Genomic DNA, 13505 nt, shown 5'->3' on the forward strand with positions numbered 1-13505 from the left:
TTTTATTAAAAAATACAGATCTTCATAAAATATACTGAATCATGAATTATTCAATCATCCAAAATAAAAAAGGCCGATATTAATCGACCTTTAAATGATTGAATTCACATTATTTTATGAAAGTACGAATTACCTTACCTTTGACTTTTTGATTAATCAACGGTGTATTTTTACCTTGAGAAATAATAGAAGATTTATCAAGTGTCCATTCCAAATCTGGATCAACCAGCACCCATCCAGCCTGTGCTTTCCATGTCTCAGTCATTTGTGCAACAGCAGCTGGCGCACTCGTTACTTTTTCAACCCACTCTAATGGACTAAATAAACCTTCTTCAATCAATTTGATTCCAAAAGGAACATATGAATCAAAAGCAGTAAAACCTGGCAAAGTCTCTGCAAAAGGTGCCATTTTTGCAGAACTACTGAGTGGTTCATGATGCGTACAAATCGCGTCAATTACTCCAGATTTCACTCCCTGACGAAGTAACTCTTTATCAGATTCTGAACGCAAAGGTGGACGTACATGTGCCAAGGAATTGAATCCATCAATTAAAGATTCCGTAAGATGTAACTGATGCATTGCAACATCACACGTGACTGGCAATCCTTTTTCCTTCGCGATACGTATTAACTCAACCGAAGCACCACAAGACAGTAATCCGAAGTGTGCGCGGACTTTTGTCGCCTCTATCATTAATAGATATTTTGCGATCGCGACCGTTTCTGCCAAAGCAGGAATCATTGGTAAACCTTGGCGTGAAGCAATAAAGCCTTCATGCACACAGCCATCTTTCGCAATTTGAGGCTCTTCAGCATAGAATACGACAGTTAAATTCAAACCTGCAGCATATTCAAGCGTACGAAGCACCACATCGTCATTCGCAAAAGGTGCATTTGCATTTGATACAGCAGTACAACCACCCTTTTTTAAACCCGCCATGTTGGCTGGTTGATTTCCTTGAAGCCCTTGTGTTTGTGCACCTATCACCTCAAGGTAAATCCCGCCATCTAACATGGCCTTTTCAACAAGACCATGAATTAAAGCGCCATTGTCCTGAACGATAGGTTTTGAATCTGGTGGGGTAAATACATGTAAAATGCCATTTTCACGTGCTGCTTTACCTTCAGATTTCAACGTTCCATGTTGTTGTTGACCTGGCTCTCGTAAACGTGCACACAAATCAACCATCGTTGGCATCAACCATTTGCCTTGCCCATCGATGCTTTCATGCACATCTGAAGTCGCTTCGATGCGTTTTCCATCTTGAATAAAAATAGTTTCTATTTGATCAGTTTGAGCAATTGGATCTAGGACGCGTACATTTTCGACTTTAACAATAGACATGACTGATTCCTTATACCGCAACTGCTTCAATTAAACCTTGTTCTTGTAACTGACCCTGCATCGCCAGTGCGAGAACTGCCATACGCACCGCAATACCATTGGTCACTTGATTCAAAATCACTGATTGAGGACCATCTGCAATACTTGAATCAATCTCAACACCACGATTCATCGGCCCTGGATGCATCACGATACAATCAGGTTTGGCCAAAGCCAAACGCTCTTTGTTCAAACCATACATTTTGTAAAAATCAGCTTGTGAAGATAATGCAGGTGAATCGATACGTTCATTTTGAATACGTAAAGTAATGATGACATCACAATCCTTAATCCCAGCTTCCATATTGTTAAATAGGCGAACACCTTCACCATATTCATCGAAGCCATAAGGAAGTAACGTATTCGGCGCAATCACACGAATATCTTTACAACCTAATGTTTGCAATGCAGCCACATCAGAACGTGCAACTCGTGAATGTTTAATATCCCCAATGATTGAAATGGAAATATCTTCAAATTTTTTATTGGTTTCACGGCGAATCGTAAGCATATCCAACATTGCTTGTGTTGGATGCGCATGACGTCCATCACCCGCGTTGATAATCGCAACAGTTGGACAAACATCCTTCGCAATAAAATGTGCAGCACCCGATGAAGAATGTCGAACCACAAAGATATCAGCCGCCATTGCTTCTAAATTCCACAGTGTATCTCTCAGTGTTTCGCCTTTAGAAGTACTTGAGCGAGCAATATCAATATTGAGCACGTTGGCAGAAAGACGTTTTGCCGCTGCTTCAAATGTCGTTCGTGTACGTGTCGAATTTTCGAAAAACAGGTTCATTACCGTTTTGCCTTCAAGCATATTATTGGTAATGAGCTGATTTTGGTCATTAAAAAAGGACTGTGCAGTGTCCAATATTTTTGTAAGAGTTTCTTTTGAAAGGCCTTCGATGGTGAGGAAGTGTTTGAGATTCCCATCTTGGTTGAGTTGAATCTGGCTCGGTGTATGCAATGCAGCGAAGTGCATGAGAGATTCCTTATACGTTAAGTCAACGTATTATACAGATTCTAAAATGATTTGGCAGTGATCCACACTGCAGCTGATCAATATCTAACTTAATCACGACTTATGATGTTTCATAAAATTTTTCAAAAACTTAATTTAACCAAAAGCATCCCATTGAAATCTTCTAATTCCCTCAAAATTAAGCTCCAAACTCCTACATAAAATCTTGTTTATCTTTATTTTGATACATCTGTTCAATCAAATTTCCCTGAAATAGTGAGTTAGATTATAAAAATAGAAATTTTTAATAAATGATCCACTCATAGTTTTATGGATATGTTAAAAAATGAGTGAGACACATCTGTATAGCAATCACGATTAAAAGACTTCCCATCACCCTATTCAAAATTCTTGCTCGATTTCCCACATTAAGAAACTGAGCCAATTTTTCCCCTGCATATCCCCAAAGCCATAAAGAGACATAGCAGACCATAAAATAAATCAAAACAAAAAGCGCTAAATAAACACTATTCTCTGAAGCTGAAAAAAGAGCTGTACCTGAAACAGCGGCAATCCAAGCTTTTGGATTCAGCCACTGCATTAAAGCACCTTGAGTAAAATTTGGAATTTTCTCTAGATCTTGTTGATCCGTTTGAATTTTCTCGCCTTTAGCACTTAAAATATTCCAGCCAATCCAAACCAATAGAGCCGTTCCTAACAGCGCAATAGCATCCAAAAGAACCGGATACAATAAAATAATCTGATATAGACCAAAGCAAACTGCTGCAAGTAAAGCAGTAAATCCAATGGTAGCACCTGAAATAAAAGCAAAAGTTTTTCGAACACCAAAGTTCATACTGCTACTGAGAATAGTTAAATTAACAGGCCCAGGAGAGATAGACATCGATAATGAAAAGGTAAACATAGAGAAAATTAAAGCCAGCATATTTTTTTATCTTTTAGTGTTTTTTAGTTTTATGGGGCTATATCAACCAGTTTCAATCAATCTTTTAAATTTAAATTATTTTTAAAATGGTTGGATCAACGCATTAAAGCAGTTTTAAAATCAAAAATAAGTTAAAATATACGATTGCTTTATTAGTCTTTGGGAATGTTCATGAATTCTAAACCTCGTCTTTCTACATATTGGGTTACCTGTGCAGATGGGCTTGAAACCTTACTTCAAGAAGAAATTGAAGGTTTAGGAGTACAAAACGTTGAACGTTTCCCTGGGCGATTGGTTTTCAAAGGTCAATTGGCTGATGCATACCGGATTTGTATGTGGTCTCGTCTTGCATCACGTGTTTTGACGCCTATCCATACGTTTGAAGTTGAATTTACTCACGATGCACGCGATGTAGCTGAAGAACTCTACGAAGGTGCAAATAGTTTTGACTGGTCGCTTATTTTTGCACCTCAAAGTACATTTGCTGTGCGTTTACATGTCGAACGTGAGATCAAAGTCAACAGCCAATTCGCTACCTTACGTGTGAAAGACGGTATCGTAGATTCCTTCATGGAGGCTGTCGGTAAGCGTCCAAGCATCGATATCAAACAACCAGAAATAACCATTTACGCTTTGGCTGGTAAAAAAGAACATACTTTCTGTTTAGATTTGTCTGGCGATTCATTGCATAAACGTGGCTATCGCCACTATATGACTGATGCACCGATCAAAGAAAATTTGGCAGCAGCCATTCTTCAACATGCAAAATTAATTGAAAAGAATCCAGATATTGTTCTTGATCCAATGTGTGGTTCAGGAACATTTATTATTGAAGCTTTGATGATGTTAACTGACCGCGCGCCTGGTTTGGTTCGTCGTTTCGGCTTTAATGGCTGGAATGGTCATGATCATGATCTTTGGATGCAAATTAAAGGTGAAGCTGCGGAACGTCACAAAGTTGCCTTAGAAAAACCGCTTCCAAAATTCTATGCCTTTGACGCAGATTGGGAAGCAGTAAAAGCAACCAAAAATAATATCCGCGCTGCAGGATTTGAGGCATTGCTAGATCAAATTCAAATAGAAGAGCGCACCCTTTCTGATTGGCCAGATTTTAAAGCAGAAGGTAAATCTGTGGTCGTTGTCACCAACCCACCTTATGGTGAGCGTCTTGGGGATAAAGGCTCTAGCCGTTCATTCTATCTTGGTCTATCTGGCTTACTTCAAAAGAACTTTGCCAACCAAACTGCCGCAGTTATTGCAGCTCAAATTGAACAAGCAGACGTGTTAGCATTCAGCGAAACTCAAACGCTTCGCTTAATGAATGGTAAGCTGCCTATTTATATTCGCTCGGGCAAGATTAAGCCACCTGTTGTGACACAACCTTTCTTAGCCAATTGGCAACCACTTCAATTCGATAAAATTGAAGGTGCCGAAGATTTTACAAATCGCCTGCAAAAGAATATGCAGAATTTGAAAAAATGGGCAGTGAAAGAAAATATCTATTGTTTACGAATTTATGATGCTGATTTACCAGACTTTAATGTCGCTGTAGATCTATATGGCGACCGACTGCATGTTCAAGAATATGCCCCACCAAAATCAATCGATCCTGAAAAAGCGAAAAAACGTTTTAATCTTGCTTTACAAGCAATCCGTGCTGTCACAGGTTTAGGTCGCGATGCCATTTTTATCAAGACTCGTGCTCGTCAGGAAGGTAAAAACCAATACACCAAACAAAGTACTGCCTCTAAACGCTTTATCGTTCAAGAAGGCAAAGCGAAAATTTTGGTTAACCTGACAGATTATTTGGATACTGGCCTTTTCCTCGACCATCGCCAAATTCGCTTACGCATCGCTGCTGAAGCAAAAGGTAAACATTTCCTTAATCTATATAGTTATACCTCAACTGCAAGTTTACATGCTGCGTTAGGTGGTGCTGCGAGCACGACCAGTGTCGACCTTTCAAATACTTATTTGAACTGGTCTAAAGAAAACTTTGTTTTAAATGGTTTAACGGTTGATCATGCTGACCAACAACACCAGTTCTTTGCCAGTGATTGTTTTGAATGGTTAAAAGAAGGTCATGAACAATATGACTTAATCTTTATCGATCCGCCAACGTTCTCGAACTCTAAAAAATTCCATGGTACGTTTGACGTTCAACGTGATCACTTATCCCTGATTAAGCGTGCAATGAATCGTTTAACCACTGGTGGTACACTGTATTTCTCAAATAACTATCGTGGTTTTGAATTAGACGACGAAATCAAAGCGTTTTATGACATTGAAGAACTCACCCATGAAACAATTGGTTTAGACTTTAAACGTAATACTAAAATTCACCGTTCATGGAAAATTAGACATCTTCAAGCCTAATGATTAGAGAGCTTGACCAATAAAAAAGGGCAATTCGTTTGCCCTTTTTATTTTCTTAAATTTTTTGAAGATGAATATTCCTTTGTCACAATAATGGTTGGATCTGTTGAAACATAGACAGTACGTGGTAGCGTATCATAAGGATAATACGTCAGTGGTTTAATGGTTTTGCTAATTTGATCAGGATCTGCTTTTTTGCTCAATTCAAAATCAGAAACCGCATTTGAAACCAATTGCTTCTGATTAAATTCTTCTGCTTGAGTCTGAGCCAAATATTGTTGATTTTGTATTTGTACCTCAACGCTCTGTGATACTTCTTTTTTTAATTCTTGCACTAAATTTTCATTCAAATTCTGATCAATCACTTGCTGTTCGATGAGTTCAGATTCATCTAATTGCTGTGCAGTTGCCCATTGAAAACCACACAACAGCATGCAAGAAATTAAAATTGACCGTCGAAAAGTAACACTTATGAATTCCATTTTTTATCTCGAGAATTATTATTGTAATTTTATTTATATATTTATTAATTATAGCTAATCAAGTGCGTTCACTCGCATTCCGATGAACGCACCATATTCTTAAATACGACTCACTTCAAAGTAAGAGTATTTAGAACGATCAATCACGTCATAGGGTTTACTTTCATAACTATGAAGCGTGTGAACTGCTTTCATTTTATGTGATGAACACTGCTCTAGAACTTGCTTACGTGGGTCATTCTCAACCACAGTCACACAAAATGATGTTTTACCCTGAGCTTTCACCAATGTATTTACTTTGGTCAGCATAAACTTTAGTACGTCTAACGCACTTGGATCACAGAGGAAACTATGCGTCATGAGATAATCAAAGGATTGCCCTTCTTCGGGAAGCGTTAACTGTCCAGTAATTCGAGCATAAGTGTTATAGACAGGTTTTAACAGTTTTAACGTTGTAGAATAACTCGCCACTTTAGTTTGTTTGAAATCTTTTTGATCCCACAAACCAAATAAACCTACGATTTTATGATCTGAATTGAGCACTAAATGAAAGTCTTCTAATCTCAGCCCATACCAAAAAGGATGATTAGCTTCCAATAACTGTCTAAAGTCATAATCAGGTAAAAAATTATAATGGGAAGCCATTTCTTGTATAAAACCATTGACCGCATCAATCTTATCTATGGTCATTGTTTCAAGGCGAAGTTCAGCAGACTGCTTAAACTTAGGCACCTTAGAAATGGTAAAAGTGCTCATCGAATCAAAGATATAAGGTAAAGCATATCCTTCTCTTTCACGATGCATCATATTACGAGCTACTTTATTATCTTCTAAAATCACACTTTGAAAGATAATTTCACGAGGGAAACATTCAAAAATGTATTCCATAAATACATTAAACGCTTTTTTACCCCGAGCTGTAAGTTTGATTCGTAAATCTGATACATAGCGTAATTGTTCAGTGACGCCATTGATCCAATACGATTTCCAACCGATGTTCATCATGGCAATAATTTGATCAGGCTGATCTTGATGTACGACAACCAAAATTTCAGGCTTATTATATTGTGCATGTGTAGCACGAAAATAACTCGGTTTCCGCTCAAATGAAATCACCATACCGTTACTCGGCATACTTTCAGAAATCAGCTCAATCAATTGAGGATCATCTTGCTCCGCAGCATAACGTAGATAAAATTCAGGCGAGGTTTTTGATCGATATAGTAAATTTTGCTCTGTCATTTTTAAATTCTTAAATAAATTTCATTTTCTTCAATGGTTCTGGCTTGATATTCCCCTCAATCATGCCATTGCGCATTGCGATTGTCTTATATTCATGCCATGCATCTTCCACATGCATCACGCGTGCTTCATCTAATTGCCCTAAATTACGTGCCAACTCATAGTGAAAATTTTGTTTTAGCAATTGATCTAACTGTTGATCGGACGGCTGCCCACTCACACTACCCTCAGAAAGCAAAACATAATAAGGTTTCGATTCAGTCTGTTCTATTCCGAGTAAACTAATGGGTAAAAAACCGTTTTGTTTAAATGTATCGATCACACTCAAAGCAACAGATTGATCAATCTTTTCTCCGACCAAATCAACTGTCATCTTTCGACCAAGAAATTTAAAGCACGGAATGCCCTGATAAAAAGAATCAACCAATAATTCATCATCAATAATGTAGCGTTTTAGGCCAGACCCTGTCGTAATAATCGGACTCACGATTTGACCTGGTTTAAGCTGCCAAGCAGGGTAAGTTTGCTGAGTATCTAAATCTTGAAACTCATAAAAATGAGCTTGATACATCAAGGGATAATGATCATCTAAAGGTATAGTCACTACGCCTTCAGTGGCCCAAAGCCCTTTACCTTCAAAACTTACACCCTTAATTTTGGTTTTTAAAATTTGTGCCCAGTGCTGTGCGCTTGCGGTATCCCAAGATGAAATTAAAAATAGCTTTGGCCACAATTTTTTCCAACAAGTCGGATCTTCCAAATCTAATCGTTCTAGAATCTGGCTACGTTTTACTGATTTTTTGATTTTTAAAAAATCTAAACTTTGACGACTCCACTGACCAGTCGATAAAACCTCAACGATTTCACTCTTATTTTCTTGGATAATTTCGATCAGTTGCAGTGCAAAAGTTGGGCTCCACACTGAAATCATGCCGAGATTTTCATCTCTGACTAAATATACAGCCGTAGCGAACATCGCATCTTCAGCAGTTTCTGCCAAAGCAATGTCAGCAGGCACGGCCTGCGTAATTTGAGTTAAAATTCGTTTTGAAAAAGAAAGTAAGGCACTATCATCATTTAAATTATGAGTGGTCGTCAGTTGACGCTGGCTTTCAGGCAACCAAGATACAGACCAATAGTGTGTTGTACGTTTTAGTTCAGGATAACGACGATATAAACTCGTGAGCCATAAACCAATCGCCTGATCTATTTCACCTAAAAATTGTTGGGTATATGGAATAAATTTGAGTGCTTCACTTGAACCACTTGTAGGCTGGAATCGGATAATTTTACTTTTATTAAGTAAATTTACGCCTTGATTACGTGATGCTTCAACTTTCTGCTTCCAATCAGCATAACGTGTTACTGGAAAATATTGAGCAAACGACTCATATTCCATCTTTGGATCATCACATATAACTTTTAGTTTATCACGCTGAACTTTTTCCAATTGATCAGCGTATTGATAAAAGTCTTTAAATGATTTTTTACAGGCCAAATTTAAAACTTGATGAGCTGCAAATATCACAGACATTAGGCCACCTTAGAATCTTGATCTTGATCTTTGGTTTGAGCCGATTTAGATAATTTATCTTTATTCAGATTCGACTTATTTTTTTTGAGCGATGATTTTTTCACAAACCTTACCGCTGTTTGCAAAATATCAACCCAACGCAGCTCACCAATACACGGTAATTCAGTACCTTGAACCCAAGATGGATTGCATTCCTCAAAAAACTCAATTTTACGATTTTTCTGGCGCATTTCTTCTGTTATTGGGGCCACATCAGGTTTCAGACACTGATAGTTTTCTCCAAAATCAATCAGCTTTGATTCACCATCATAGTATTCTGCAAAATACTCACGACAATACGCTTCAACATAATCTTTTAAATATTCATCTTTATTTTCTGGATTTGGATAATAGTGATAATAATTATTTGCAAGAAGTAAGTAGGTCTTAAAGCCCTTTGAGATCAGCATCCAATAGATCGGTACACCCGTATGACGTAATTTGAAGGTCATTACATAACGGAACATCGCACGTTGTAATGCTCGACTACCCCAATACGCCTCCTCAATAATGGTATCACCACTAAAAAAAGCATGGGCAGTTTTACCATTCACGGTAAAATTTCGCTCCATTACAGTTGAGAAACCCACTAAAAAATCTTTTTTGGGTTCTCGAATGATAAACACACCAGTCTTTTCCAGAAGGTCTCTTTCAAAAATTTCAAAGACTGTATTCGAATAATAGTTACTGTAAATATTGAACATCTTTTCAATATCACGGGGTTTTAAATCTTTTACCTTAACAAACTCACTATAAGGTTCTTTTTTTAATTTTCGGAGTCGTTTTAATTCTAGCATATTGATCCCATTAAGCTAAACAATGAATTCCTTTTGTGAATCAATAAACAAATTAAACATTTATTCACAAAAATATTGAGTGCAATCTTATACTTAATAGATTTGAGTAGCAATTTTATTAAAAAATAAATTTATTATTTTTAAATCACTTAAATGAAAAAAAACCTGAACTAATTCAGGTTTTCAAAGTTTGTTTATTAAATTCTAATTTAATTTAAGTTTACTAAAACTCAAATTTCCATCAGTGCTTTGTATAACAATTGTATCTCCTGGCAAAAATTCTCCCGCCAAAATTTTTTGAGCCAATGTATTTTCAACCTTTTGTTGAATAGCACGTTTGAGTGGTCGAGCCCCATAGATTGGGTCATATCCTGCCTCAATTAATTCATCGAAAGCAGTGTCATCTACAGTCAAACTTAAATCACGATCAGCCAAACGAGCACGTAAGCGATCTAACTGAATATCCGCGATACCTCGAATCTGCGATTTTTTCAGTGCATGGAAGATTACAAGTTCATCAATTCGGTTAATAAACTCTGGTCTAAAATGCTCAGAAACAGCAGCCATCACAACACTGCGTACATCTTGTTCCGTCGCCATGTCACCTAATTCGCGCACTTCATTTGAACCTAAGTTTGAAGTCATGACGATCACTGTATTTTTAAAATCCACCACACGCCCTTGCGAATCAGTCAAGCGACCATCGTCAAGTACCTGAAGCAGAATGTTAAATACATCTGGATGAGCCTTCTCTACTTCATCAAATAACACCACGCTATAAGGCTTACGGCGTACTGCTTCAGTTAGCACACCACCCTCTTCATAACCAACATAACCAGGAGGTGCTCCCACCAAACGACTAACAGAATGTTTCTCCATAAATTCAGACATATCGATACGGATCATGGCATCGTCACTGTCAAATAAGAAGTTTGCTAAAGCTTTAGTTAACTCAGTTTTACCGACACCTGTTGGACCTAAAAATAAGAAAGAACCACTTGGGCGATTTGGATCTGAAAGTCCAGCACGTGAGCGTCGTACAGCATTAGAAACTGCAACTACCGCTTCATCTTGGCCTACGACGCGGTTATGTAAAAATGTTTCCATACTGAGTAATTTTTCACGCTCACCCTGTAGCATTTTTGCTACAGGAATTCCTGTAGCTGCACTTATAACTTCGGCAATTTCATTGTCCGTCACTTTATTACGCAATAATTTAGGTTCAACTTTCTCTTCAGATGCTTCTTCACTGAGTCGTTTCTCCAAATCAGGAATTACTCCATATTGAAGTCGTGCCATTTCAGCTAGATCATTTTCACGTTGTGCCTTTTGCATCGCAATACGTGCTTGATCAAGCTCCGCCTGAGTTTGTTGATCGCCTTGGACCAAACGCTTTTCAGAAATCCACACTTCTTCAAGATCGCTGTATTCCTTCTCCACTTCAGCAATTTGTTTTTCTAAGTGTGAAACTTCAGCTTTACTTCCCGCATCTTCGTCTTTTTTTACAGCCTCAAGCTGTAATTTGAGTTGAATAAGACGACGCTCTAATTTATCTAGAGACTCAGGTTTTGAATCAAGCTCCATCTTAATTCGAGATGCCGCTTCATCAATTAGATCAATCGCTTTATCTGGTAGTTGACGATCTGTAATGTAGCGATGTGACATTTTAGCTGCAGCAATGATGGCAGAATCTAAGATTTTGACACCATGATGTACTTCATAGCGCTCTTTTAATCCACGTAAAATCGCAATCGTGTCTTCAACGCTAGGCTCGTCAACCAATACTTTTTGGAAACGACGTTCAAGTGCTGCATCTTTTTCAATGAATTGTCGATATTCATCTAAAGTTGTAGCACCTACACAACGTAATTCTCCGCGTGCTAAAGCAGGTTTCAACATGTTACCTGCATCCATTGCACCGTCGCCTTTACCTGCACCGACTAGAGTGTGCAACTCATCGATAAACAGAATAATTTCACCATCATGTTTAGCAAGATCTTTTAATACTGCTTTTAAACGCTCTTCAAATTCACCACGATATTTTGCACCAGCTAAAAGCGATCCAAGATCAAGTGATAAGACACGTTTATTTTTTAAACTTTCAGGCACTTCTCCATTGACGATACGCTGTGCTAAACCCTCAACAATGGCAGTTTTACCAACACCCGGTTCACCAATCAAAACAGGATTATTTTTTGTACGGCGTGATAAAACTTGGACTGTTCGACGAATTTCATCATCTCGCCCAATCACTGGATCAAGCTTGCCAGAAAGTGCTCGCTCAGTGAGATCAATGGTGTATTTGTTTAATGAATCACGTTGATCTTCATGATTGTTACTCATGACTTTTTCATCACCTCGAACTTTAGTTATCGCCGCTTTTAAACCTGCAGATTGAACACCAACCGCATTTAAAATAGTTTTGGTTGCACCTGTTTCTGCTAAACCAAGTAACACCCAATCTGTTGAAAGAAACTCATCACCCGATTTTTGTGCATAACTATCTGCTAAGTTAAGCGCTTTAACCGCATCTGGACTCAGATTAATATCACCAGTTGGATGAGCAAGTGTTGGTGCATCATCAAGCGCCTGTTGCAACTTTGTGCTTAATTCTCGTAAATTCGCCCCTGCCTGCTGCAACAAACTCATATTTGATGGCTCTTCAAGCAGGGTCGATAGTATATGGATGCCTTCAATCGCTGTATGATCCTTGCCCATTGCTAAAGATTGCGCATCAGATAAGGCTTGCTGTAAGCGATTTGTAAATTTTTCAAAACGCATTATTATTTTCCTCACAACAAATTTGGTACTTGCTTAGTTAATGGGTGAGAAGCGTCATATTTCAAGTCGGTTTTTTAATTATTTTCTTATATTTCAATTATTTAAAAAATAAAGATAGATTATAATTATAATATTTGTGCTGCTCATACATTTTTCAATACCACTTCACAATTTTTTCATGGTGATTATGATATTTATCTAATATTCACTAGATATGACAAAGAAAATATATTCTCAGTAAACGGTCATTATTGTTCTCAAATCATCACATAGGAGTACGACGAACTTATATCGACTTAATCGGTACATGTTGTGCAAAATCATTCAATATGAATTTATAAGATAAACGATCAATTTTATATTTATTTAAAGAATATAGATAAAACTTATAATAATCACCGTTTTCCATAAACGGATGATTTAATCATTCAGGCATACTTACATGAATCATTTTATAAATCTCTCAGAAAATAAAGTTCATCAAGATAAAATTAAATTTATTTTATCTGAAGCAAAAAAAAATGTAGAAGATCATACACTCCTTTTTGCAGGCTCTTTAAAACCCCAAGATGCGTGGCTTTTGTTCCAATCCCAACAAGCGATCATTATTGATGTCAGAACACATGAAGAGCGAAAATTCGTAGGTTATGTCGAACATTCAGAACATATTCCTTGGCTGACAGGCATCTCACTTGAACGTAACCCAGAGTTTTTAGAGAAGTTACAATCTTTTGTTAATGTATATGATATCATTTTGCTCATGTGCCGTAGTGGAAAGCGCTCCGCGGCAGCAGCGAGTGTGGCGTATAATGCTGGTTTCACAAACGTATATAATATCGATCAAGGTTTTGAAGGTGATTTAGATCCCAACTCCCATCGTGGTACTTACAATGGCTGGCGATTTCACCATCTGCCATGGGTACAAGAGTAAAATTGATTTAATGACTTTACATAAAA

10 protein-coding genes are annotated in these 13505 nt (G+C 37.5%); 2 read left to right on the forward strand and 8 right to left on the reverse strand.

Annotated features, from left to right (window positions below; all coding sequences use genetic code 11):
- Positions 1 to 109 precede the first annotated feature (109 nt).
- The 3 genes from AC1M86_RS00910 to AC1M86_RS00920 form a co-directional block, all read right to left on the reverse strand.
- Complete coding sequence (locus AC1M86_RS00910) at positions 110 to 1345, reverse strand: dihydroorotase (RefSeq protein ID WP_481588425.1); 1236 nt, start codon at positions 1343 to 1345, stop codon at positions 110 to 112.
- Between the two features lie 10 nt (positions 1346 to 1355).
- On the reverse strand, positions 1356 to 2372 hold the full coding sequence (locus tag AC1M86_RS00915; protein ID WP_481607027.1) for an aspartate carbamoyltransferase catalytic subunit: 1017 nt from the start codon (positions 2370 to 2372) through the stop codon (positions 1356 to 1358).
- A 307-nt stretch (positions 2373 to 2679) separates the two neighbouring features.
- Positions 2680 to 3297, reverse strand: a complete 618-nt coding sequence (locus tag AC1M86_RS00920; RefSeq protein WP_481607028.1) for a LysE family translocator — start codon at positions 3295 to 3297, stop codon at positions 2680 to 2682.
- Positions 3298 to 3468: 171 nt separating this feature from the next.
- Here AC1M86_RS00920 and rlmKL point away from each other — a divergent pair, with 171 nt between their 5' ends.
- Positions 3469 to 5673 (forward strand): bifunctional 23S rRNA (guanine(2069)-N(7))-methyltransferase RlmK/23S rRNA (guanine(2445)-N(2))-methyltransferase RlmL, encoded by a 2205-nt coding sequence (rlmKL, locus tag AC1M86_RS00925; protein ID WP_481589786.1) that lies wholly within the window; start codon positions 3469 to 3471, stop codon positions 5671 to 5673.
- Positions 5674 to 5720: 47 nt separating this feature from the next.
- Here rlmKL and AC1M86_RS00930 read toward each other — a convergent pair whose 3' ends face one another.
- From AC1M86_RS00930 to clpB, 5 genes are all read right to left on the reverse strand, one after another.
- Positions 5721 to 6107, reverse strand: a complete 387-nt coding sequence (locus AC1M86_RS00930; protein WP_481607029.1) for a hypothetical protein — start codon at positions 6105 to 6107, stop codon at positions 5721 to 5723.
- 147 nt (positions 6108 to 6254) lie between these two features.
- The gene (locus tag AC1M86_RS00935) at positions 6255 to 7397 is read right to left on the reverse strand and encodes a GNAT family N-acetyltransferase (protein ID WP_481607030.1); all 1143 of its coding nucleotides are present in this window, start codon (positions 7395 to 7397) and stop codon (positions 6255 to 6257) included.
- Positions 7398 to 7407: 10 nt separating this feature from the next.
- The gene (locus AC1M86_RS00940; protein ID WP_481607031.1) at positions 7408 to 8931 is read right to left on the reverse strand and encodes a GH3 family acyl-acid amido synthetase; all 1524 of its coding nucleotides are present in this window, start codon (positions 8929 to 8931) and stop codon (positions 7408 to 7410) included.
- Positions 8931 to 9767 (reverse strand): hypothetical protein, encoded by an 837-nt coding sequence (locus AC1M86_RS00945; protein WP_481607032.1) that lies wholly within the window; start codon positions 9765 to 9767, stop codon positions 8931 to 8933. The genes AC1M86_RS00940 and AC1M86_RS00945 overlap by 1 nt, the downstream gene beginning before the upstream one ends.
- A gap of 204 nt (positions 9768 to 9971) precedes the next feature.
- The gene (clpB, locus tag AC1M86_RS00950) at positions 9972 to 12548 is read right to left on the reverse strand and encodes an ATP-dependent chaperone ClpB (protein WP_481607033.1); all 2577 of its coding nucleotides are present in this window, start codon (positions 12546 to 12548) and stop codon (positions 9972 to 9974) included.
- 442 nt (positions 12549 to 12990) lie between these two features.
- On the opposite strand from clpB, the gene AC1M86_RS00955 reads away from it, so the two are divergent.
- Positions 12991 to 13479: a rhodanese-like domain-containing protein gene (locus AC1M86_RS00955; protein WP_481607034.1), complete on the forward strand. Its 489-nt coding sequence runs from the start codon at positions 12991 to 12993 to the stop codon at positions 13477 to 13479.
- Positions 13480 to 13505: the final 26 nt, after the last annotated feature.

It is taken from the genome of Acinetobacter sp. ANC_7654 (genome assembly GCF_056779855.1).